General features: G+C 71.1%; 26 protein-coding genes and 1 pseudogene. 17 read left to right on the top strand and 10 right to left on the bottom strand.

Features of this window, described 5'->3' with window-relative positions; genetic code table 11:
• The first annotated feature begins 3 nt into the window (after positions 1–3).
• On the top strand, positions 4–390 hold the full coding sequence (locus SD460_RS46285) for a hypothetical protein (protein WP_290060450.1): 387 nt from the start codon (positions 4–6) through the stop codon (positions 388–390).
• A gap of 7 nt (positions 391–397) precedes the next feature.
• Here the strand turns inward: SD460_RS46285 and SD460_RS46290 are convergent, their stop codons facing one another.
• Positions 398–1,078 carry a TetR/AcrR family transcriptional regulator gene (locus SD460_RS46290; protein WP_290060448.1) on the bottom strand — a complete coding sequence of 227 codons (681 nt, stop codon included), beginning with the start codon at positions 1,076–1,078 and terminating at the stop codon, positions 398–400.
• 66 nt (positions 1,079–1,144) lie between these two features.
• Between SD460_RS46290 and SD460_RS46295 the strand changes: the two genes are divergently transcribed.
• Positions 1,145–2,254, top strand: a complete 1,110-nt coding sequence (locus SD460_RS46295; protein WP_290060447.1) for an FAD-dependent oxidoreductase — start codon at positions 1,145–1,147, stop codon at positions 2,252–2,254.
• Between the two features lie 3 nt (positions 2,255–2,257).
• On the opposite strand, the gene SD460_RS46300 is transcribed toward SD460_RS46295, so the two are convergent.
• Complete coding sequence (locus SD460_RS46300; RefSeq protein ID WP_290060446.1) at positions 2,258–3,619, bottom strand: NAD-dependent succinate-semialdehyde dehydrogenase; 1,362 nt, start codon at positions 3,617–3,619, stop codon at positions 2,258–2,260.
• Positions 3,620–3,728: 109 nt separating this feature from the next.
• Between SD460_RS46300 and SD460_RS46305 the strand changes: the two genes are divergently transcribed.
• Entirely contained in the window at positions 3,729–4,166 is a 438-nt protein-coding gene (locus tag SD460_RS46305; protein ID WP_290060445.1) for a hypothetical protein, read from the top strand.
• Between the two features lie 124 nt (positions 4,167–4,290).
• Positions 4,291–4,716, top strand: coding sequence for a hypothetical protein (locus tag SD460_RS46310; RefSeq protein ID WP_318307782.1), 426 nt, complete (start codon positions 4,291–4,293; stop codon positions 4,714–4,716).
• Here SD460_RS46310 and SD460_RS46315 read toward each other — a convergent pair.
• On the bottom strand, positions 4,671–5,108 hold the full coding sequence (locus SD460_RS46315) for a L,D-transpeptidase (protein WP_290063011.1): 438 nt from the start codon (positions 5,106–5,108) through the stop codon (positions 4,671–4,673). The genes SD460_RS46310 and SD460_RS46315 overlap by 46 nt on opposite strands.
• A gap of 66 nt (positions 5,109–5,174) precedes the next feature.
• A complete protein-coding gene (locus tag SD460_RS46320; RefSeq protein ID WP_290063012.1) occupies positions 5,175–6,089 on the bottom strand; it encodes a hypothetical protein in 915 nt (304 codons plus the stop codon).
• A gap of 124 nt (positions 6,090–6,213) precedes the next feature.
• Here SD460_RS46320 and SD460_RS46325 point away from each other — a divergent pair, with 124 nt between their 5' ends.
• Positions 6,214–6,519: a hypothetical protein gene (locus SD460_RS46325; RefSeq protein WP_290063014.1), complete on the top strand. Its 306-nt coding sequence runs from the start codon at positions 6,214–6,216 to the stop codon at positions 6,517–6,519.
• Positions 6,520–6,671: 152 nt separating this feature from the next.
• On the opposite strand, the gene SD460_RS46330 is transcribed toward SD460_RS46325, so the two are convergent.
• Together SD460_RS46330 and SD460_RS46335 are read right to left on the bottom strand one after the other, a co-directional pair.
• On the bottom strand, positions 6,672–7,055 hold the full coding sequence (locus SD460_RS46330; protein ID WP_290063015.1) for an STAS domain-containing protein: 384 nt from the start codon (positions 7,053–7,055) through the stop codon (positions 6,672–6,674).
• 142 nt (positions 7,056–7,197) lie between these two features.
• On the bottom strand, positions 7,198–7,878 hold the full coding sequence (locus SD460_RS46335) for a TetR/AcrR family transcriptional regulator (protein WP_318307783.1): 681 nt from the start codon (positions 7,876–7,878) through the stop codon (positions 7,198–7,200).
• Positions 7,879–8,032: 154 nt separating this feature from the next.
• Between SD460_RS46335 and msrA the strand changes: the two genes are divergently transcribed.
• From msrA to SD460_RS46360, 5 genes are all read left to right on the top strand, one after another.
• Positions 8,033–8,548 carry a peptide-methionine (S)-S-oxide reductase MsrA gene (gene msrA, locus SD460_RS46340; RefSeq protein WP_290061099.1) on the top strand — a complete coding sequence of 172 codons (516 nt, stop codon included), beginning with the start codon at positions 8,033–8,035 and terminating at the stop codon, positions 8,546–8,548.
• Positions 8,549–8,867: 319 nt separating this feature from the next.
• Positions 8,868–11,144, top strand: coding sequence for a M4 family metallopeptidase (locus SD460_RS46345; protein WP_318307784.1), 2,277 nt, complete (start codon positions 8,868–8,870; stop codon positions 11,142–11,144).
• Positions 11,145–11,227: 83 nt separating this feature from the next.
• Positions 11,228–11,737, top strand: a complete 510-nt coding sequence (locus SD460_RS46350) for an OsmC family protein (protein WP_290061102.1) — start codon at positions 11,228–11,230, stop codon at positions 11,735–11,737.
• 78 nt (positions 11,738–11,815) lie between these two features.
• Positions 11,816–12,790 carry an ATP-binding cassette domain-containing protein gene (locus SD460_RS46355; protein ID WP_318307785.1) on the top strand — a complete coding sequence of 325 codons (975 nt, stop codon included), beginning with the start codon at positions 11,816–11,818 and terminating at the stop codon, positions 12,788–12,790.
• A complete protein-coding gene (locus SD460_RS46360) occupies positions 12,787–13,590 on the top strand; it encodes an ABC transporter permease (RefSeq protein ID WP_290061105.1) in 804 nt (267 codons plus the stop codon). Before SD460_RS46355 ends, SD460_RS46360 begins: the two co-directional genes overlap by 4 nt.
• Positions 13,591–13,611: 21 nt before the next feature.
• Here SD460_RS46360 and SD460_RS46365 read toward each other — a convergent pair whose 3' ends face one another.
• Positions 13,612–14,070, bottom strand: a complete 459-nt coding sequence (locus SD460_RS46365; protein WP_290061106.1) for a nitroreductase/quinone reductase family protein — start codon at positions 14,068–14,070, stop codon at positions 13,612–13,614.
• Positions 14,028–14,564, bottom strand: coding sequence for a DUF6069 family protein (locus tag SD460_RS46370; protein ID WP_290061108.1), 537 nt, complete (start codon positions 14,562–14,564; stop codon positions 14,028–14,030). Before SD460_RS46370 ends, SD460_RS46365 begins: the two co-directional genes overlap by 43 nt.
• A gap of 126 nt (positions 14,565–14,690) precedes the next feature.
• Here SD460_RS46370 and SD460_RS46375 point away from each other — a divergent pair, with 126 nt between their 5' ends.
• From SD460_RS46375 to SD460_RS46395, 5 genes are all read left to right on the top strand, one after another.
• Positions 14,691–16,403, top strand: coding sequence for a serine/threonine-protein kinase (locus SD460_RS46375; protein ID WP_290061109.1), 1,713 nt, complete (start codon positions 14,691–14,693; stop codon positions 16,401–16,403).
• A gap of 215 nt (positions 16,404–16,618) precedes the next feature.
• On the top strand, positions 16,619–16,909 hold the full coding sequence (locus tag SD460_RS46380) for a hypothetical protein (RefSeq protein WP_290061110.1): 291 nt from the start codon (positions 16,619–16,621) through the stop codon (positions 16,907–16,909).
• A 137-nt stretch (positions 16,910–17,046) separates the two neighbouring features.
• Entirely contained in the window at positions 17,047–18,177 is a 1,131-nt protein-coding gene (locus SD460_RS46385) for a C1 family peptidase (RefSeq protein WP_290061111.1), read from the top strand.
• A gap of 9 nt (positions 18,178–18,186) precedes the next feature.
• A complete protein-coding gene (locus SD460_RS46390) occupies positions 18,187–18,600 on the top strand; it encodes a hypothetical protein (RefSeq protein ID WP_290061112.1) in 414 nt (137 codons plus the stop codon).
• 4 nt (positions 18,601–18,604) lie between these two features.
• Positions 18,605–18,913, top strand: coding sequence for a protease inhibitor I42 family protein (locus SD460_RS46395; protein WP_318307786.1), 309 nt, complete (start codon positions 18,605–18,607; stop codon positions 18,911–18,913).
• Here the strand turns inward: SD460_RS46395 and SD460_RS46400 are convergent.
• A complete protein-coding gene (locus SD460_RS46400; RefSeq protein WP_318307787.1) occupies positions 18,910–19,233 on the bottom strand; it encodes an STAS domain-containing protein in 324 nt (107 codons plus the stop codon). The two genes, SD460_RS46395 and SD460_RS46400, sit on opposite strands and share 4 nt — an antisense overlap.
• Positions 19,234–19,484: 251 nt before the next feature.
• Between SD460_RS46400 and SD460_RS46405 the strand changes: the two genes are divergently transcribed.
• Positions 19,485–20,684 (top strand): glycosyltransferase, encoded by a 1,200-nt coding sequence (locus SD460_RS46405; RefSeq protein WP_318307788.1) that lies wholly within the window; start codon positions 19,485–19,487, stop codon positions 20,682–20,684.
• 222 nt (positions 20,685–20,906) lie between these two features.
• On the opposite strand, the pseudogene SD460_RS46410 reads toward SD460_RS46405, so the two are convergent.
• Positions 20,907–21,491: pseudogene (locus SD460_RS46410) on the bottom strand (SIR2 family NAD-dependent protein deacylase); the annotation flags it as partial.
• A gap of 57 nt (positions 21,492–21,548) precedes the next feature.
• On the opposite strand from SD460_RS46410, the gene SD460_RS46415 reads away from it, so the two are divergent.
• Positions 21,549–22,385 (top strand): hypothetical protein, encoded by an 837-nt coding sequence (locus SD460_RS46415; RefSeq protein WP_318307789.1) that lies wholly within the window; start codon positions 21,549–21,551, stop codon positions 22,383–22,385.

Consider the following 22,385-nt stretch of genomic DNA (forward strand, 5'->3'; position numbering starts at 1 on the left):
GGCATGGGCGAAGCGGACGACCTGGGTATCGCGCGCGCGAACCTGGCGGACAAACGCGACCGGATCGCCGACGAACGCGACCGCCGGGCCGACGAACGCGAGCAGCGGGCCGACGACCGCGAGCGGGTCGCCGACGACCGCGAAGCACTGGCGGACCGGCGCGAACAGCGGATCAAGTTCTACGAATCCCGGTTCGAGAGCGGAAAAGGTGATCAATCGGGCTGGGAATCCGCGGCCGAAGTCGACGCGGAGGTCCTCGACCGGGCCGGTGCCCAGGTGGCCCGGGCCAAGGCTCGCCTGATCGCGGCGTCCGACCGCACAAAGCGCGAACAGGCGGAGATCGACCGCGAGATGGCGAATTCGCTTCGGCGAGTGCGACCGCAGACCTGAACTTTCGTCACCGCGAGAGACGCGCTTCGATGCCGTCGAGCAGGAAGTCGAGGCCCAGCCGGAAGGTCTCGTCGGCGTCCAGGTGCGCGGCGTCACGGATGACCGTGGCCAGCGCGGGGAACCGGCCGGTGGCGAAGGTCCGCTGCAGGTACGGCCCGTAGGACCGCTGCCACTGTTCCTTGTCCAGCCCGGAGCTGCGCTCGGCCCGCCGTTCGGCGGCCTCGCGGCGGACCGCGCCGATCACGTACGCGTCGACCGCGGCGACGATCGGCATGACGTCGTCCAGGTCGACGCCGTCCATCGCGGCCACCACCGCTTCGCCCTTGGCCAGCGCGTTCGGCCCGAGCGCCGGTCGCGAGCCGATCAGGTCGGCGAACCAGTCGTGCCGCCGGACGGCCTGCCGGGTGGTTTCGGCCAGTGAATACAGCACCTCCCGCCACCCGTCCCCGCTGGGCCGGATCCCGCCGTGGACCGCGTCGGCCATCAGGTCGAGCAGTTCCTCCTTGGTGTCGATGTAGCCGTAGAGCCGCATCGGCCCGACGTCGAGCTCCGCGGCGACCTTGCGCAGCGACACCGCCACGAGGCCGTCCGCGTCGGCCAGCCGGACCGCGGCCCGCACGATCGACTCCCTGCTCAGCGGGGCCGGCACCGGCCGTTCCGGCGGCTCCGGCCGCTCCCACACCACCATGCCGCGGACACTACAACGCCTCTCGCGATACACTGTATCGATCGATACGGTGAATCGGAGGAAACCATGACCATCGCCATCGTCGGAGCCGGCCTGGGCGGCCTGGCACTGGCCCGGGTGCTGCACGTCAACGGGATCGACGCCGACGTGTACGAGCGGGAGCCGTCGCGCGAGGCCCGCGGCCAGGGCGGCATGCTGGACATCCATTCCGGGCAGCGAGCGCTGCGCGAGGCCGGCCTCCTCGACGAGTTCTTCGCGATCGCCCGCGGCGAGGGCCAGGACATGCGCCTCCTCGAGCCGGACGGCACCCTCCTGCTCCAGGAGGACACCCCCGACGACGCACCGATGTTGCGCCCCGAAGTCGACCGCGCCGACCTGCGCGACCTGCTGCTGAATTCCCTCCCCGACAGCGTCGTCCACTGGGATCACGCGTTCGCGTCGGCGAGCGACGGCGTCCTGCGTTTCACGAACGGCCACACGACGCCGTACGACCTGCTGGTCGGCGCGGACGGCGCACAGTCCCGCGTCCGCACCCTGCTCACCGACGCCCGCCCGGCCCACCTCGGCCAGAACGTCGTCGAGGTCGGCATCCCCGACATCGACCACACCCACCCGGACCTGGCAGCCATGGTCGGCAGAGGAAATTACTGGGTGCTGGGCAAGGGAATCTCCCTGGCGGCCCAGCGCAACGGCGACGGCCGCGTCCGCATCGGCATCAGCTTCTACAACACCCCCGAGGACTGGCTCGCGACGAGCGGCATCCCGTTCGACGACCCGGCCGCCGCCCGCGCCCGGCTGATCGACCTCTTGCCGGGCTGGAACCCCCGCATCACGGCACTGATCGAGGCCTGCGACGACACGGTGGTCCCCCGCGCGCTCACGACCCTCCCACCCGGATTGACTTGGCCCCCGAAGCCGGACATCACCCTCGTCGGCGACGCGGCGCACCTGATGCCCCCGGTGGGCGAGGGCGCGAACATGGCCCTCCTGGACGGCGCCGTGCTCGCCCTCGCGGTGGCCGCCCATCCGGGGGATTTCCCGGCGGCGATCGGGGAGTACGAGCGGGAGATGTACGAGCGCACGGGCGCCGCCGCGCGGATGTCGTCGAAGATGCAGGAGCTGTTGATGGCCCCGGACGCGAGCCGGCGGATGCTCGAGTTCTTCCAGCCGAGCTGAGGTTCAGAGGCGGATGGGCTTCTTGTTCATGAACTCCTCGATCCCCAGCGGTCCCAGTTCCCGGCCCATCCCCGAACGCTTGATGCCGCCGAACGGGAGGTCCGCCTCGGAGCCGCCGGATTTGTTGATGTAGACCATGCCCGCTTCGATGCCTCGGGCGACGCGGGCTGCGCGGGTGCGGTTGGTGGCGAAGACGCTTGCGCCGAGGCCGAAAGGGGTGTCGTTCGCCAGGGCGATCGCCTCCTCCTCGGTCTCCGCGCGGAACAGCAGGGCCACCGGGCCGAAGATTTCCTCGTGGTAAGCCGCCATTTGCGGGGTCACGTCGGTGAGCACCGTTGCCTCCAGGTATGCGCCCGGGCCGGGGATGCGGTGGCCGCCCGCGCGCAGGGTTGCGCCCTCGCGGATCGCTCGTTCGACCTGGGCCGCCACTTCGTCCGCGGCGGCCAGTGAGGCCAGGGGTGGCAGTGTCGTCGCCGGGTCCGCCGGGTCGCCCGGGACGTAGTACGCCGCGACGCGCTTGGCGAACCGGTCGGTGAACTCGTCGTAGAGGTCGCCCAGCACGATGATCCGCTTCGGCGCGTTGCACGACTGGCCGCAGTTGCGCATCCGGGCCGTCGCCGTGGCCTTGACCGTTTCGTCCAGGTCGTCGGTGTCCAGCACGATCAGCGGGTCGGAACCGCCGAGCTCGAGGACGCTCTTCTTGAGGTTGCGCCCGGCTTCGGCCGCGACGGCGATGCCGGCCTGCTCGCTGCCGGTCAGCGACACGCCCTGGATGCGCGGGTCGGCGAGGATCCACGGGACCTGGCGGCTCGACGCGAAGACGTTCACGTACGCGTCTTCGGGCACGCCGGCGTCGCGCAGCACCCGCGCGATGGCGACCGCCGAGCGCGGGCAGATCGACGCGTGCTTGAGCAGGATCGTGTTGCCCAGCACCAGGTTCGGCGCGACGAACCGGGCGACCTGGTAGCACGGGAAGTTCCACGGCATGACGCCGAGCAACGGCCCGATCGGCTCCTTCGTCAGCACCGCTTCGCCGCCGCGAATCGGGAGCGGCTCGTCGGCCAGCAGCTCCGGGCCGCGCTCGCCGTAGTAGCGGAAGATGTCGGCGACCACGCCCACCTCGCCGCGGCCTTCGTTGATCCGCTTCCCCATTTCGAGGGTCATGATCGCGGCCAGCTCGTCGGCCCGTTCGGCGAACAGCCCGGCGGCGCGGCGCACGATCGCCGCCCGTTCGGCGACCGGCCGGGCCCGCCAGCCCGCGTACCCGCGGTGCACCCGGCCGATGGCGGCGCGGACCTCCTCGTCGGTCGCGTTCGGGATCTCTTCGACCCGCTCCCCCGTCGCGGGATCGGTGACTGAGTACATGGCGGCCTCCGGGTCCGACGTGACTACTGCATACTGTATACACTATTGGACGACTGATCGACACCCGCGCGGCGGTACTCCCGCGCGCTTGATCGCCTATCGTTTTCCCATGACGCTGGAGATCACCGGCGGCCCCGATTTCGACGCACTGGCAACGGAAAGTGCTCGCTGGACCCGGCACTACGCGGACGGCGAGGTCACCTTCGGCTGCCCCGCGCGCACGCCGGAACGCACCCCGCGAGTCTGGAGCGGCCGCGGCCTCGGCCTGCCCGAAGCCGAGCTCCCCCGGTTCGCCCGGCAGCTCGCCCGCGTGCTGAAGCACCGGGCCTACTGGGAGGCCAGGATCCCGGGCGGTGCTCAGCGCTGGACCCCGGGCCGCTACGACGACGAAGACGACTTCGTCTACTTCCTCGGGCCGTGCACGCACGGTGACCCGTGGCCGGGGTACCGCCCGGCGGCCGCGTTCACCATCGCGCTCCCGCACGTGCGCGGGCTGCGCATCCGGGTGGCCGCATATCTGACGCGCGGTTCCGGCCCAACGCCGTGAAGGGGTCCTTCACGGCCTTCGACGCCGGACCGGCCGCGAGAGGTCGCGAATGACTCATTCGGGACCTCCGCGGTCCCCAATGAGTCATTCGCGACCTCCGTGGGCCGGCCGGATCCGCCAGGTCGTGCGCGCGGCAGCCGTCGCCGCCGTGGTCGGCGGTATACCGTCGACCGCACACACGCTGCTCACCGGCGGCGACGTCCTCGCCGCTACCCGAGCCGCCGGCACGCTCGTCCCAGGACGGCGCGACCGGCCCGGCGTCGCCGCCGGGCTGGTCGCGCACCTGCTGATCTCCGCCGGGTGGACCGGCGTCCTCGCCTCGGCCCGCTGCCGCGGCGTCACCCGCGGGGCGGTGGCCGGGCTGGCGATCGCCGTACTCGACCTCGGCGTCGCAGCCCGGGCCTACCCCGCCGTGCGGGCGCTTCCCCGCACGCCGCAGCTGGCCGATCACCTGGTGTTCGGAGCCGTCGCCGGCGCCCTGCTCGACCGTCCACACCGGACGGATCAGGGCACGACCTCGACCACGTCACCCGGGTGCAAGGAGTTGTAGAACGTCACCGCGGCCGCGTGCGAAAGGTGCACGCACCCGTGCGACTTCACCTTCAGGCTGCCCTGGTGGAAAGCGACTCCGGTGGTGGTGAAGAACACCGAGTACGGCATCGGCCCGTTGTACTGCTTGCTGTAGTGGTCGATGTCCTTGTACTGCACGTGGAACTTCCCCAGCGGGGTCGGGTACTTCGGCAGCCCGACGGTGATCGGGACGCCGCCGTAGGTGACGTTCCCGGCGCCGTCCGTCAGCCACGCCGTATTCGAACTGCGCTGGACGCAGGCCTTCGCGTCGGCACCGCACGGCGTCGACGCCGCTTCGGCCGTGCCCGCGAACGCCACGGTCCCCGCCATCGCGGCGACCCCGCCCAGTAGTGCGATCATCCTCCGGTTCATCGCGCGCCTCCCGTTGTCGTTCGGCTACAGGAGGTAAGGTGCCCCGTTTCTGGATCTTCGAACCACTCAGTTCCGCGGCTGGGAAAGCTGCAGGAATTCCTGCTGTTCGCGGTCGTACCGCTGGGTCAGGCCGTTCCCGTAGCGGTCCCACCAGTTCTGCGTGTGCCCGCCCTGGCGGGTGGTCGTGTCGCCGTAGACCTGGCGGTCGTATTCGACACGGGCGTCGCGGAACTCCTGCTGGAACTGCTCGGGGGTCAGGCCCTGCACGTGCTGGATCGCCGTGTCGCTCAGCGTCCGCGAGCTGCGCACGATGTCGTCGCCACCCATGTGGTTGATGATCGCGCGCACGCCGCCGGCCCCGCGCATGTGCGCGCCCGACATGATCGCGGCCTGGGTGCCCGGATCGGTGAAGTTGAGCGCGCCCGCCGTGCGCGCGTTCGCCGTCATCAGGTCCGAGACGACGGCGCGTTCCTCGGCGCTGCCGATGCCGTACTGCTCGCGCGCGGCGATGATCCGGTCGTAACCGTTGTGCATGTTCTGCCGGAAGCCGTACGCCTCGGGCACGCCGCCCTGCTCGCCGGTCGCGCCCTCCGAGCGCATGATCGAGTCGACCACCCGCGGGTCCAGCTGCTGCGGCGCCGCCGCGGCCGCCGCTCCCCCGCCGCCGGCCTGGGCCTGGCCACCGCCGTAGGCCTGCGCGACGTCGGAGTCGGCCGCGTTGTAGCGGTTCGCGGCCGTCTGGACGTTCTGGTTGACGTTCGTGATCAAGCTCAGGAACTTCTGCAGCGCGCTGCCGAGCGAGGAGTGCAGCGCCGAATTCGCGGCCGCCACCCCGCTCCCGATCCCGGCGAACGACAACGCGTCGAGCACCAGGCCCTCCAGGTCACGGGTGACCGAATGGAAGGACGACCCGACCTCCTCGACCGCCTTGGCGACCGTCCCCATTTCCGTGGTTTCGGCGCGGTAGGCCCCGGCACTCATGATCTGCTCCCTCCGGACACCGGCTGTGCGGGTCGAGAATTCCGCACCGCGCGGCACCGCCCAACGGCCGAATTACCCACTGCCCTACCGGCGGGAGTGCCCACTCCGGCGCTAGAGTCGGGAGATGACCGAACGCGACGGCGACCCGAACGTCCTGGACGGCGAGATCGTCGACGAAACCCCCACCGCGGCCATCGCGGTGCCCGCGGCGCCCTTGCCGGAGCCGGACTACAGCGAGGGCGGCGTGCCCAGCTTCGACTTCGTCCGCGACAAGATCGAGAACCGGTACACGACGTCGGTCGGCGCGACCGAGGTCGCCGGGCTCGGCACCGACACCACCGCGGACGCCCTAGACAAGCAGATCGCCGACCGCGACCAGGCCGCCAAGGACCGGCTGGCCGAGATCCGGCGCTCGATGCGCGGCGAGTAGCGCTCAGCCGGCCACCAGGCCGCCGGTGCGGTGCGGCGCGCTGCCGGACGCCGGGATCCGGGTCGGGCCGCAGGAGCTGAGGCGCGTCGCCGCACAGCCGATACCGCACTGATCCTCGCCCACCGCCACGAAAAACACGCGCCTCGACGACGTCAGCCGGGTAGCCACCGCATTTCCGTCGGCTGGTACGCGGCGATCGCCGCCAGCCGGTGCGGGAACAGCGGAACCCTCCCGGCCAGCCCGGTGAGCCGGATCACCCGCTCCACCGCACCGCCCGGAGCAGCGATCAGGCAGCCCGAAATCCCGCGCTCCTGGCACAGCTCGAACGCCCGCAGCAAACCACGGATTCCGCGGACGGAAAGGAATTCCAGCTCCCCCAGGTCGAGTACGAGCAGGTGCGGCCCCGGCAATTCGCAGATGGTGGCCTCGATCACCGTCGTCCACTGCAGGACCGTGTCGATGTCGAGCTCGCCACGCACTTCGACGACCAGCACGCCACTGGTCCGTTCGGGGGCGATCCTGTTTTGGTCGCGCATCGCGCGCCTCCTCGGAGCCGTGTCGGAGGCCGGCCCCGGACCATCGTCCCACCGCGCCCCGGCCACAGCGCGCCGAGGCGGGGAACTGTTCCCACGACGGGCTTTTCCCGGCGTACGGGCGAACCCGGCACCGCCGTCCGGGCTAATGTCCACTATGGACTGCAAGCCGGGTCAGCCACTCCCGCAGCAGCGCCGCCTCGCTCGCGCTCAGGCCCGGCGGCGCCGACCCGCCGAGCAACGCACCCAGCGCGGTCGCCGCCGCGGCCACGCCGGCCGGTGGCTCCGGCGGCTCCCCGGCGAGGATGCCGGCCAGGACGCTTTCCCGGACGCGGACGGCGAACGCGAGGTCCGGGTAGAGCGACGGCCGGGTGATCAGCGACAGCGCCACCCCCGCGTTGGCCGCCATCACCATCTGCGCCGCGAGCGGCGGCGGCAGCTTGAGGCGGCCGGCGGCCGCGCAGCGTTCCAGGACCTCGAGCAGCAGGCCGTGCGCCTCCGCGGCGGCACCCGGCGGCGTCGAGAGGCCCGCGTACATCAGGCGGTAGTGGTGGGGGTGCGCGAGCGCGAACGAGACGTGGTTGTCCCACCCGTCGCGCAGGTCACGCACCGGGTCGGCGGAGGGCACCGCGGCCCGCTTGCCGGCGAGGTAGCGCTCGAAGCCGTGGTCGACGACGGCGGCGAGCAGCCCGTCCTTGCCCCCGAACTGCCGGTACAGGGCGGGCGCGCCGACCCCGGCGGCCTCGCAGACGGCCCGCGTGGAGACGTCCGCCGACCGCGAGAGCAGGTCGGCCGCCGCTGTCAGGATCCGCGTTCTCTGGTCCACGCACAGCGACGCTACCAGGCACTATCACCGATATCAATCGGGCGGTATCATCGTTTCGGTGACGTCAGGCTTCCGTAATGCCGACGTGGAATCATCAGTGGTCCGCGGAAGTTGTACATCGCGGAAGCACCGCACGAGGAGAAGGAGTGACGCCGTGACCACGTCAACCGAAAGGGCCGTCCTGGCCGGCGGCTGCTTCTGGGGCATGCAGGAGCTGTTCCGCCGTCAGCCCGGGGTGATTTCGACCCGGGTCGGTTACAGCGGCGGCGACGTCCCCCACGCCACCTACCGCAACCACGGCACGCACGCCGAGGCCATCGAGGTGGTCTACGACCCCGCGCAGACCACGTTCCGCGACCTGCTCGAGTTCTTCTTCCAGGTGCACGACCCGACGACGAAGAACCGCCAGGGCAACGACATCGGCCTGAGCTACCGCTCGGCGATCTACTTCGAGAACGACGAGCAGAAGCGGATCGCCGAGGACACCATCGCCGACGTCGACGCGTCGGGGCTGTGGCCGGGCAAGGTCGTCACCGAAGTCCGCCCGGTGGGCGATTTCTGGGAGGCCGAGCCGGAGCACCAGGACTACCTGCAGCGCATTCCGAACGGGTACACCTGCCACTTCGTGCGCCCGGGCTGGAAGCTCCCGAAGCGCGAGAAGACCGCCTGACGGTTCACCCGGCATCGAATGGCCCCTCCGCCGATCTCGGCGGAGGGGCCATTTGCCGTTTCAGACCGGAAAAGATCACCCGAACGGCGGTGATCCGCCATCAGTCCTCAGTGGACGATCGGCGGATCGAATCCCAATGGCGAGAAATGTCCTTTTTGGGAAATATTGCGTCCGGTAGATAAGACCGTACGTTAGTCGCTTGTTCACGAGCCTTCGGCGCCGGATCCTGATTTCCGCCAAGCAGCACCGTTTTTCCCGTCCCCCGTTCTCGGCCCGGCCTGCACCGGGCCGGTTCGCCCTGCCCGGAGGAGATCCTTCGATGCACCTGAGACGTCCCATCGTCTTGGCCGCGAGCGGCGCGCTGATAGCCGCGATGTGCACGACCACCGCCGCCCAGGCCCAGCCCGCCGCCCCGAACGCCACCACCGACGCCCAGACCCTGGCCGTCAACGCGGCGGCCGGCCTGGTCGCCAGCAAGCCCGCCGCGCTGCACGCCAGCGCGGACGACGTCTTCCTGGCCCAGAAAGCGATTTCCTCGACCAACGGGCTGAAGTACGTCCCCTACGAGCGCAGCTACAAGGGCCTGCCGGTCGTCGGCGGCGACTTCGTCGTCGCGACCGACTCGGCGGGCCAGGTGCTGGGCACCTCCGTCGCGCAGGACCAGACCATCAACCTCGCCTCCACCGCCGCCAAGGTCTCCAAGGCCGCGGCCGAGGCGACCGCCCGGCAGCAGCTGTCCGCCGTGGACAGCGTGAGCCCGGCCCAGCAGGTCGTCTTCGCGCTCGGCACGCCGGCGCTGGCCTGGAAGAGCACCGTCGTCGGCCGCGACGCCGACGGCCCGAGCCGGCTCGACGTCATCGTCGACGCCGCCACCGGCAAGGTGCTCAAGACGCAGGAGCACGTCCTCAACGGCGACGGCACCAGCGCGTGGAACGGCCCGAACCCGGTCCACCTCGACACCACGCACTCGGGCAGCACGTACTCGCTGAAGGACCCGACGATCACCAACACGTCCTGCCAGGACGCGGCCAACAACACCACCTTCAGCGGCACGGACGACCTCTGGGGCAACGGCACCGCCAGCAACCGCGAAACCGGTTGTGTCGACGCGCTGTTCGCCGCCCAGACCGAGAACAAGATGCTCTCGCAGTGGCTGGGCCGCAACAGCTTCGACGGCAGCGGCGGCGGCTGGCCGATCCGCGTCGGCCTGAACGACCAGAACGCCTACTACGACGGCACCCAGGTCCAGATCGGCAAGAACACCGCCGGCGGCTGGATCGGCTCGATCGACGTCGTCGCGCACGAGCACGGCCACGGCATCGACGACCACACCCCGGGCGGCATCTCCGGCGCGGGCACCCAGGAGTTCGTCGCGGACGTCTTCGGTGCCTCCACCGAGTGGTTCGCGAACGAGCCGTCGCCCTACGATGTGCCGGACTTCCTCGTCGGCGAGCAGGTCAACCTGGTCGGCTCCGGCCCGATCCGCAACATGTACAACCCGTCGGCGCTGGGCGACAAGAACTGCTACGACAGCTCCGTCCCCAACGGTGAGGTGCACGCGGCCGCCGGCCCCGGCAACCACTGGTTCTACCTGCTGGCCGAAGGCACCAACCCGACCAACGGGCAGCCGACGAGCAGCACGTGCAACAGCTCCACGGTCACCGGTCTCGGCGTGCAGACCGCGCTGAAGATCTTCTACAACGCGATGCTGCTCAAGACCACCAGCAGCTCGTACCTGAAGTACCGCACCTGGACGCTGACCGCGGCGAAGAACCTCTTCCCGGGCAGCTGCACCGAGTTCAACACCGTCAAGGCGGCGTGGGACGCGATCTCGGTGCCGGCGCAGTCGGCCGACCCGACCTGCTCGGCGACCGGCACCGTCACGGTGTCGAACCCGGGCAACCAGTCGACCGTCACCGGTGCTTCGGTGAACCTGCCGCTGTCGGCCAGCGGTGGCACCTCGCCGTACACCTGGTCGGCCACCGGCCTCCCGGCCGGCCTGTCGATCAACGCCTCCACCGGCACGATCTCGGGCACCGCGACCACCGCGGGCACCTCGAACGTCACGGTGACGGCGAAGGACGCGGCGAACAAGACCGGCACGGCGTCGTTCACGTGGACCGTCGGCACCACCGGCGGCTGCTCCGGCCAGAAGATCGTCAACGGCGGCTTCGAATCGGGCAGCGGCAGCTGGACCGGCACCACCGGCGCGATCGGCCAGTGGGGTTCGCAGGGTGAGGCCGCGCACGGCGGCACCTACAGCGCCTGGCTGGACGGCTACGGCTCCACCCACACGGAGTCGGTCGCGCAGTCGGTGAGCATCCCGGCCGGCTGCCACGCCAGCCTGACGTTCTACCTGCACATCGACACCGCGGAAACGACCACCACCACCGCCTACGACAAGCTGACCGTCGCCAACGGCAGCACGACGCTGGGCAGCTACTCCAACCTGAACAAGGCGTCCGGGTACGCGCTCAAGACGATCGACGTCTCGTCGGCCGCCGGCGGCACCCTCGCGCTGAAGTTCACCGGCACCGAGGACAGCTCGCTGCAGACCTCGTTCGTCATCGACGACGTGGCTGTGACCCTGAGCTGACGCTGGAACACTGAACCGCTGAAGCGGGGAGACCGGGCTGCCCGGTCTCCCCGTTTCTTCGTCTTCCGGGGGAGAATCGCCGCATGGACACCGAAGAACTGCGCGCGACTCAGGCCCCGCTCAAGGACAGGTACCGCGAAACTCCGGAAAGCGCGCTCGTCACGCTGCACGCCGACGCCGAACTGGACGGTCTCGGCATCTCGTGCAAGGTCGAGACCGGCCGCGCGGTCGTGGAAGCCGGCCTGCACCCGGCCACGGGCGGCGACGGCACCTTCGCCTGTTCGGGCGACATGCTGCTCGAAGCGCTCGTGGCGTGCGCCGGGGTGACGCTGCGGGCGGTGGCGACGTCGCTGGGCCTGGCGGTGCGCGGTGGCCGCGTCCGCGCCGAGGGCGACCTGGACTTCCGCGGCACGCTGGCCGTCGCGAAGGACGCGCCGGTGGGCTTCCGCGCGATCCGGCTGTCGTTCGACCTCGACACCGACGCCTCCGATGACCAGCTCGCCACGCTCAAGAAGCTGACCGAGCGCTACTGCGTGGTGTTCCAATCGTTGCGGACGCCGCCGGAGTTCGAGGTAACGCTTTCGGCGAATTGATTCCTCTCCGGGAGAAACCCGGAGGACAAAGCGGACAGCGTGGCCTAGCTTGTCGGTGTCACCGGAAGGGGAGCCGACATGCCACAGCCGGAACCGGACGTCGCCGTCCAGGTACGCGGGCTCGTGAAGACCTATGGTTCGACGCGCGCGCTCGACGGCGTCGACCTCGACATCCCGGCCGGGCGCGTGCTCGGCCTGCTCGGCCCGAACGGGGCCGGGAAGACCACCACCGTCCGCATCCTGACCACGTTGCTGCGACCGGACTCCGGCGAGGCGCACGTGGCCGGCTACGACGTCCTGACCCAGCCCGACGAGGTGCGGCAGCGGATCGGGCTGTCCGGGCAGTACGCGGCCGTCGACGAGAACCTCACCGGGTTCGAGAACCTCTACATGGTCGGGCGGCTCTACGGCCGCCGGAAACCGGCGGCCCGCTCGCGCGCCCGGGAACTGCTGGCGCGGTTCGCCCTCGAAGACGCCGCCGACCGGCCGGCGAAGGGCTATTCCGGCGGCATGCGGCGGCGGCTCGACCTGGCCGGCGCGCTGGTCGCGGAGCCGACCGTCGTCGTCCTCGACGAACCGACCACCGGCCTCGACCCGGGCGGGCGCCTCGACACCTGGGGCGTCATCAAGGAATTGGTCGCCGACGGCACGACCGTGCTGCTGACCACCCAGTACCTCGAAGAGGCCGACCAGCTCGCCGACTCGATCGTGGTGATCGACCACGGCCGGGTGATCGCCCGCGGCACGTCCGACGAGCTCAAGGCGCAGATCGGCGGCGAGCGGCTGGAGCTGGTCGTCGCCTCCGCCGCGGACCTGCCCGCCACGCTCGCGGTGCTGCGCGAGGTGGGGACCGGCGAGCCCACGGGCGACGACCACACGCGCCGGGCCGAAATCTTCGTCGACACCGGCCCCAAGGCCCTCATCGAAGCCCTGCGGCGGCTCGACGGTCAGGGCATCGCCGTCCAGGACGTCGCCCTGCACCGGCCGACCCTCGACGACGTCTTCCTGTCCCTGACCGGCCACGGCGCTTCGGCTGAGGAGGTGGCGAAGTGAACACGCTCGCGAAGAGCATTTCCGACGGCGGCATCATCACCTGGCGCAACCTGGTGAACGTCCGCCGCAACCCGGACTGGCTGATGGCCGCGACCCTGCAGCCGATCATGTTCGTGCTGCTGTTCGCCTACGTCTTCGGCAACGCGATCGGCGGCGAGGCGGGCGGCGCCGCGTACCGCGAGTTCCTCATCGCGGGGATCTTCGCCCAGACGGTGGCGTTCAACTCGGCGTTCACCGTCATCGGCTTCGCCAACGACCTGCAGAAGGGCATCATCGACCGGTTCCGCTCGCTGCCGATGTCGCGGATCGCGGTGGTCCTCGGCCGCACGACGTCGGACCTCGTGGTCAGCGTGGTGGCGCTGGTCGTGATGTCGCTGTGCGGGCTGCTCGTCGGCTGGCGCATCCGCGGCAGCTTCGCGGACGCGGTCCTCGGCTACCTGGTGATGCTGATGTTCGCGTGGGCGCTGTCGTGGGTCGGCGCGCTGATCGGCCTCGCGGCCCGCAGCGTCGAGGTCGCGCAGAGCGCGGGCCTGATCTGGATGTTCCCGCTGAGCTTCATCTCCTCGGCGTTCGTCCCGACCCAGACCCTCCCCGGCTTCCTCAAGGCGATCGCCGAGTGGAACCCGTTCACGGCGGTGATCAACGCGACGCGGGACCTGTTCGGCAACCGGTTCGGCCCGGCGCCGACGGGCTGGCCCGCCGAGCACGCGGCGCTGTACTCGATCCTGTGCTGCATCGCGATCATCGCGGTGTTCGCCCCGCTGGCCACGGCCCGCTACCGCCGGGTGGCGAGCAAGTAGGACCGTCCGAAGAGGACTACGTCAGTCCTCTTCGGACAGTTCCACGATCGGGATGACCCGGCGGGCCTGCCGGGCCTTCTCCCGGTGCTCGGCCAGGAACGGGTACTGCCGCTCCAGCTCCGCCCACGCCCGCACGTAGTCCGCGCCCAGCAGCGGCAGCGCCTCGCCCTCGAACTCGCGGCCGTCGGTCTCGACCTTGACCCGGGAGTCGTCCGCGAGGTTCAGGTACCAGTCCGGGTGCCGGGGCGCGCCGACGTTGGAGGCCACCACGAGCAGCCGGTCGCCGTCGCGGTGGACCATCATCGGGACCGTGCGGGGCTCGCCCGTGCGGCGGCCCGTCGTCGTCAGCAGCACCAGGCGCTCACGGTGCATGCCCTCCACCTCGCCGCCCGCGCGGAACTGCCGGATCACCCGGCGGTTCGTCTCCTGGACGTCCATCAGCGGTCGTAGTACCGGGTCGGCGGCTCCTGCTGCGTCCACTGCTGCTGCGTCGGCGGCGGGGCCGCGCTCTGCCGGCGCCGGTGCAGGGTGCGGGCGCTGGCCGCCATGCTGTTCACCACCATGGCGATCGCCAGGCCGAGCACCAGGTTGATCACGGCCGTCGCGATCTTGGCGCTCGGGGCCACCGTGAGGGTCAGCGGCAGTACGACGGCGATCAGCGTGACCAGCACCATGATCCAGCCGAAGAACTGGGACGGCGCCGGCGTCGCCACGCTCAGCAGGTGCATCAGCCCGGTGGCGAGCAGGGCCACCGCGGCGGCGACCAGCGCGTACGTCGTGGTGCTCGCGTTGCCCCAGACGCCCTCGCCTTTTGGGGCGAGCACTTCGACCTCGAAGATGCCCCGCGCGATCAGCAGTCCGACCACCGCGAGCAGGGCCGCGACCACCGCCGTCGCGACGCCGCCCGCCCACAGCCGTCGGGCGTCGATCCCCGGGCGGACGTCCTGGGGCTGGTTCCCGTAGTAGTCGGCCATCAGAGCCTTCCTGGGTCGGGTGCGCCTCTCCCCCCGATTGTCCCCCGTTTCGGCCCCGGACGCGATTTGCGCGGGAGTGCGTTCTTCCGACGTTTGCCTTTCACGCGATCGGGGTACAACTGGCGCGTGTCCGACGAAGCCGGGAGAACGGGGCGCCCGACGGTGGGCGACTCGGACGACGTCACGTGTGCTCGCTATGTCCTCGGCGAGTTCACCACCACCCCGCGCCAGGACCCGGACGACGAACGGCCACCGGACCTGCTGGCCGGCCGCTACGAGATCGGCAGGCTGATCGGCAGCGGCGGCACGGCCCGCGTCTACCGGGCTTATGACGTCCGGCTGGGCCGCGAGGTCGCCGTCAAGATCTACGCGTGGGAGGCGCTGCCGCTGGACCAGCGGCGCCGGCTGCGCGAGACGACCATCCAGGCCAGCATCAGCCACCCCGGCGTGGTGGCGCTGCTCGACAGCGGCAGCGAGAACGGCCGGACCTTCCTGGTGATGCAGCTGGTGGAGGGCGAGAACCTGGCGGAGCGCCTCCTCGGCGGCCCGATGCCGGCGGCGGAGGTGACGGCACTGGCGGACGGCTTGGCCGAGGCCCTCGCCCACGTCCACGCCCGGCGCGTCGTCCACCGCGACCTCAAGCCGGCCAACGTGTTCCTGTCCGAGACCGGCCCGCTGATCGGCGACTTCGGCATCGCGCACGTACTGGACACGACGCACATCACGGGCACGGGCGTGGTCCCGGGCACGGCGGCGTACCTGGCCCCGGAGCAGGTCGGCGGCGAACCGGCCGGCCCACCGGCGGACGTGTACGCGCTGGGGCTGATCCTGCTGGAGTGCCTGACGGGCGAGCGCGAGTACGCGGGCACGATGATCGAGGCGGCGATGGCCAGGCTCACCCGCCCGCCGCGGATCCCGGAGCACGTGCCGCCCTCGCTGGCGCACACGATCCGCCGCATGACCCGCCGCGAGCCGGGAGATCGCCCGACGGCGGAGGAGGTCCGGCGGATGCTGCACGAGCCGGCCCCGGTGACGGCGCTGGTGCGCCGCCCGTTGTGGCGCCGCCGGCTGGAGGCGGTCGGATCGGCGGAGGACTTTGCGGCTGGGGCGGGGTTGGCTGGGGCGGGAACAGGCTCGCTCGGTGCGGACTCGGCTGGCGCAGGATCCGCCGGCGCGGGACCGGGCGGCACGGGCTCGCCCCGCGCGGGATCCGCCGGAACAGGCTCGCTCGGCGCGGGCTCAGTCGGTGCGGGCTCGACCGGCGCAGGATCCGCCGCCGAGTCGACCGGCGCGGCGTCGACCGGCGTGGGCCCGGCCCCCGCAAGGTCCGTCGGCGCGGGCTCAGTTGGTGCGGGCGCGGCCAGCGCAGGATCCGCCGCGGCCGAGTCGATCGGCGCGGGGTCGATCGGCGCCGGATCGGCCGGCGCAGGATCGCCCAGCGAGGGCGAATCCACCCACCGCAACACCACCACCCTCGCCACCCGGATCTCCGACCCTCGCCCCGCCCGTCGGCGTCGGCTGGCCGTTGCCGGGGTGCTGGCCCTGATCACCCTCGGCGCGCTCGCCGCCACCCTGCTCACCCGGGGCGGCGACGCCGGGACCACCACCCCCGCGCAGCCGCCCGCGCCCGTGGCCACCTCGCCGTCCGCCACTTCCGCGCCGCTCGCCGATCGGGGGACGCCCGATCCGCAGCCGCCGCCCGCCGGCTCGCCGTCGCTCGAGCCCGCCGTCGTCACCCGCCCGACCCCCGCTCGCCCCGCGCCGCCGCCCGCAAGCAAGCCCGGCAAGATCGGGAAGGGCGAAACCCGGGGCAAGGGGAAGGGCCACGGAGACACCTGAGCGGGACCTCCGGCGCGCGGATCCGGGCCGAACGGCCCTAGTGACGAAAAGCATCGGAAACAACCGCGAACCGCATTTCCCGAATCCGGACTCGAAGCAATAACGACCGGTAACCGGGACGCCTCCGACCTCGACACATCCCGTGTGCCGAACACGCGGGCACCACCGCCGGGAATCCCCGTCCTGGCCGGTTCGACGAAATTCCGGAGGTCTGGATGACTGTCCACGCTGCCCTCGCGCGGCCCCTTGCCCACACCCCGCGCGGGCGGCACGCCAAGCCGCGTCCCGCGTGGCACCGGGTGGCCGTCCGGGCAGTTTTCGCCGCCTCCCTGCTGATCATCGCCGGGGCGATCTGGCCGCCGGCGGTGCTCGCCGGGCTCGTGCTGCTCGGCGCGGGTGTCGTGAAACTGCGGTCCGCCGGCCGGCAGGTCGACGCCATCCTCGCCGAAGAACTGACCGTTCGGGAAAGGGTTTTCGAAAGTGCCGAGCCCGTCGAGATTTCCTGACGGCACCCCATTTTCCACCGCCACAAAACTGCTCCTCGGCAAAAGGATGACGTCACTGGTGGCCACCGCCGCGGCGGGAGTAGAACCGGTCGGGCACGGCCACCGCCGCGTGAGGCGTCCAAGATTGGGGTGTCATCATGGCCGATCCCGGAACCCCGGCGTCACCGGTCGCACTCGACCGGGTCCGCACCGAACTCGCCGCGCAGGGCCATCCCTGGGTCACCGGCGAGAACTCCATGACCATCCTCCAGGAAGACCAGCGCCGCCACCGGCTGGGGGTTCCGCTGCCTCCGGAATCGGAACGGCGCGAGCTCGAATCGACGGCCAAGTCCCTCGCCCAGGGTGAAGCCGCCCGCGCCACCGCCGTTTCCGGCGTGGGCGCCCCCGCGCAGTTCGACAGCCGGAACGTCGGCGGCAGCAATTACGTGACGCCGGTGAAGGACCAGGGCGACTGCGGTTCCTGCGTTTCCTTCGGCACCGCCGCCACGATCGAGACGGTCGCCGCGTTCACGCGCGGGCAGCCCGGCCTGCAGCTCGACCTGTCCGAAGCGCACCTGTTCTACACCCACGGCGGGAACGACGGCGCCACCTGCGACACCGGCTGGATGCCCGATCGCGCCCTGAAGTTCTGCCACGACGTCGGCCTGACCTACGAGGACTACTTCCCGTACAGCCCGCGCAACCGCTCCGGCGCCAAGCTGAACGCCGACTGGCCGAACCGGCTCGCGACCACGCCGTCGTACACGGCGCTGACCGGCAACCCCGCGGCGATGAAGGAACAGCTGGCGGCCCGCGGCGCGCTCGTCGCGTGCTTCCTGGTGTACCAGGACTTCTTCTCCTACCGGACCGGTGTCTACCGGCACGTCGCCGGCGCGCTGGCCGGCGGTCACTGCGTGACGCTCGTCGGTTACGACGACAGCCAGGGTTGCTGGATCGCGAAGAACAGCTGGAGCACCAACTGGGGCGACGGCGGCTTCTTCCGGATCGCCTACGGCGAATGCGGCATCGAGACCTGGCAGGTCGAGCAGGTCGGCTCGGTGAACCTGCGCTCGTGGACCGGCTCGACGTCGGTGCTCGGCCTGTGGAGCAACGACCAGGACCGCAACACCTGGGCGTACCTGCAGAACATGGGCTGGCTGCACCTCGCCGCCGACGACGAAGTGATCAACAAGGCGATGCTGATCGAGCTGATCGCCGCGAAGCAGGGTGGCCGTCCGGTCAACGCGTTCAACAACAACGGCACGATCATCGAGACCTACGTCTTCTAGGAGCCCGCGATGGCCGCATCGACCAGCCCGTCCAGCGCTCCCGCGGCGGCGGCACCGGCCGCCAGCCCGGACAACGCGCCCCAGCCCCTCACCCCGGACCAGCTGAACGCGGCGACGACCACCGTCACCGCCGAACCGAGCGTCGAGCCGGCGCTGAGCCCGCCGGGCGCCCCGCAGGTCGCCGCCGCGGTCACCACGGCCGCGGCGTGGCAGGCGAACAAGAAGGTGCTCGCCCTCTGGACGAACAACTCCGACCGCAACGGCTACGCCTTCGTCGACACCGTCGGCTGGCGGCGCCTCGCGACGAACAGCGACAGCGTGCACGAGGCGCTGCTGATGCTCGCCACGTCGGCGAAACTGTCCGGCTCGGTCACCTACCCCGAGGCCGCCGACGGCCTGATCCACGAGATCTACCTCTGGTGAACCCGTGCGGGTGATCACGCTCGAAGCCGACGGCGCGGCGACGGACGTCGCGCCCGGCGAGCGGCTGGAGCTGCGCCTGCCCGAGAACGCGGGCACCGGCTACCAGTGGGTGCTCGACGGCCCGGAACCGCCGCTGCGAGTGGTCGAAGAGACCCTCCACCCGGTGGCGGACCGGGCCGGCGGCACCGGCGAACACCGGTTCGTGCTGCACGCGGACGAGCCGGGTGAGACGACGGTGGTGGCCCGGCAGGCGCGGTCGTGGGCACCGGAGAGCGAGCTGCGCCGCTTCCGGCTCACCGTCCGGGTCCGTTAACCGGCGTCCTGCCACGGCTCGAAGCTGCGCAAGAGCAGCCTGACCTGCGCGGGATCGGTGATGACGGCTTCGACGCCGCGCGGCATCGCGATGATCAGCTGGGTCTCGCGGGCGGTGCAGCCCGCCGCCGTCGCGGCCAGTACCGCGATGCCGCCGCCGTCGACCGCCGTGGCCAGCACGAGGTCCACGACCACGCGGCGGACGCCTGCCGCGAAGGCGTCTTCGATCGCCTGGTGGTAGGTGGGGGCCAAGCCGCCGTCGAACACTCCGTCGACGGACAGGATGACCTCGTCTCCGAGGAGAACGCTGCGAAGTGTCATCCTGACCTCCTGCCGCCCGGGTTTTTCCTCACCGGGTCCGGGTTCGGTCATCAAAGGTTACGTCAGGACCCCGGGCGGGCGCAGGCTGAGCGGGCCGTGAGAGCACATCGGAAGCAGCACGATCAGACGTCGATGAGGACACACGATTCCCTCTCCCCATTTCACTTTATAGCGGGTACCGGGGCTTGCGGCAAGGCCCCGGTGCGGGTCCACAATTCGGGCTCACCATTTTCCAGTGAGGGGATTTCTCCATGCGTGTGCTGCTGTCCACGATCGGCTCGCGGGGCGAAGTGCAGCCGGTGGTGGCGCTGGCCTCGGAGCTGAGAGCGCTCGGGCAGGACGTCCGGCTGTGCGTGCCGCCCGACTTCCGCGACTGGCTCGACGAGCTGGGGTTCGACGTCGTGCCGATCGGCCCTGAGCTGCGCGGAACCGCATCCGCGCACCGGGGACGGCCGACGCCGGAGCAGATCCGGCAGGCCGCCGAAGGCACCGTCACGACCCAGTTCGAGACGGTCGGGGCCGCGGCCGAGGGCTGTGACGTCCTGGTCGCGGCCGGTGCCCTGCAATTCGCCGCGCGCTCGATCGCCGAACGGCGCGGCGCCGCTTACGTCTACGCGAGTTTCTGCCCGATCACCCTGCCCTCGGATCTGCACGCGCCGCCGCCGATGCCGTGGCGATCGCCCGGAAAGGCGGAAAACCGCGCCCTTTGGGCCGAAGACGCGGACCGCTGGAACACGTTCTTCGGCGGCCGGGTCAACGAGCACCGCGCGGCGGCGGGCCAGCCGCCCGTCGAGGACCTGCCGGACCACGTGTTCACCGGCCGGCCCTGGCTGGCCGCCGACGCGGCACTGGCCCCGTGGCCCGAGCCGGGCGACGCCCGCGTCGTCCAGACGGGCGCGTGGATCTGGCCGGACGAACGGCCGCTGCCGCCCGGGCTCGCGGAGTTCCTCGACGCGGGCGAGCCGCCGGTGTACTTCGGGTTCGGCAGCATGCGCGCGCCAGGTGAGCTCGCCGAGGCGATGCTGGCGGCCGCCCGCGCGCACGGCCGCCGTGCGGTCATCGCGCGCGGCTGGGCGGGCCTCGCCGCGGCCGGCGCGCAGCCGGACTGCTTCGGCGTCGGCGAGGTCAACCAGCAGGCCCTGTTCCGGCGCGTGGCGGCGGTCGTCCACCACGGCGGCGCGGGCACGACGACGGCGGCGGCCCGCGCGGGCGCGCCCCAGGTGGTGGTGCCGCAGATGTACGACCAGCACTACTTCGCCGGCCGCGTCCGTGCCCTGGGCCTCGGCGCGGCGACGGAGCCGACCGCCGAGGCACTGACTTCAGCGCTGGAGATCGCCTTGCGGCCGGACGTGGCCGCCCGGGCGCGGCGGTTCGCGGTCCATGTGCGTGCGGACGGCGCGAGCGTGGCGGCGAGCCACCTGCTGGCCACGGCGCCGCTGACGTCGGCCTGAGTTGCCGGCTAGGCGACCAGCGCGGCGCACAGCTCCGGCACCACGACCTCGATGTCCCCGCGCAGCACGAAATCCGCGGTCTCGTCGTAAGGGGGTCGGGTCGCGGTTGACGATCACCACCGTCGCCCCGGTCCGCCCGGCCACCTCGCACAGCGACGCGGCCGGCTCCACCTGCAGCGAACTGCCCACGGCCAGGAAGACCTCACTGGCCGCGGCGACGCTCCGCGCGCGGCCGAGCAGGTCGCCGTCCAGCGTCTGTCCGAAGAGGACGACGTCGAGCTGCAAGATCCCGCCGCAGTGCGCACATCGTGGGTCGTCCTCCCCGCGGACGAGTACTTCCGGGGTCGGCAGCCGTTCCGGGCAGCGGGTGCACCGCGTGGTGTGCATGGTGCCGTGCAGTTCGAGAACCTTGCGCGCGGCGAGCCCGGCCCGCTGGTGCAGGCCGTCGACGTTCTGGGTGAGCACGCGCACGGCGGTGCCCGAGCCGTCGAGCTCCGCCAGCGCCCGGTGCGCCGCGTTCGGCTCGGCTTGCCAGGCGGCGTGATCGGTGTAACTGCGCCAGAACTCCTTGCGCACCAAGGCGTCGGCCATGAAGTTCTTCAGCGTGAAGGCGTCGACGGCACTCGGCGAACGGGTCCAGACGCCGTCGGGCCCGCGGTAGTCGGGGATGCCCGACGCGGTGGAGATCCCGGCCCCGGTGAGCACGCCGACGAGCCGGGCGCCGCGGATCCGGTCGAAGAGGTCCATGCGCCGGAGGTTAGCCACTCCCCCGCGGTCCGACGAGCGGATTTCGCACTTGCTCGCCATTGGCTGTCACATCTTCGCTTCCACGAGCGACTCACAGGGCGACAGGGAGGTGGTCCGGTGAATCCGGTATCGGTCGGCGTGGTGGCGGCGCTGGTGTCATTGTCAGGAATCGTGGTCGGTTGGCTCACCGCCCGGCAGGCGAATCGCCGGCTGAACCACGAGCACGCCGACGAGGAAGCCCGGTTGCGGCTCGATGCTGCGATGCGGGCGGGAGAACTCTTCTCGGCCAAGGACTCCCCAGCCGATCCCGCCGCGGTCGCGTCCGGTCTGCTGGCTCTCACGAAGCTCGACAACGCCGAGCTCGCGGTTGCCCTCCTGGTCAACCTTTGGTCCGAAGAAACACCGCAAGTCGCGCCCGAAACGGCGGTGCTGGTCGTCGACGCAGCTCTACGGTCGACCGGGAACGCACAGCTAGTCGCCGCGGAACTTCTGTGCCGCAACGCGAATCGGCTGGACCCCTGCCATTCGCTCCACTGGCCAAGCGCCATCGACGGAGACTGGGACCAGGATTTCTGTCCCAAGACGAAGCTCCTCCTGATCGACGCCCTCGTCGGGATGACCCTCGCCCACCCGAACACGGAGGACGCTTTGCGGTCCGTCGCGGTCCGCCTCTACGGCGTCTGGCGCGGAGACGAGAACCCGCGGGTGAGAGGGTGCGTCGGCCGGCTCATCGGCGCGGTGGTCCCCGCCTTGCGTCAACTCGGGTACATCGACTTCATGCAAGGCAAGAAGACCGTACTCCTCAGTGAGCTGGAGACCGCCGCCGCGAGCGGAACGCACAACCCGGACGGCTATCTCGACCGCATGGTGGAAGACCGGTGCAAGAAGCTGTGCTCGTGGGCACATGCCTGCGAACACGCCGATCCGGCCACCCGCCTGGCCACTGCCGTCTGA

This window comes from Amycolatopsis solani (assembly GCF_033441515.1).
Lineage (GTDB): Bacteria > Actinomycetota > Actinomycetes > Mycobacteriales > Pseudonocardiaceae > Amycolatopsis > Amycolatopsis solani.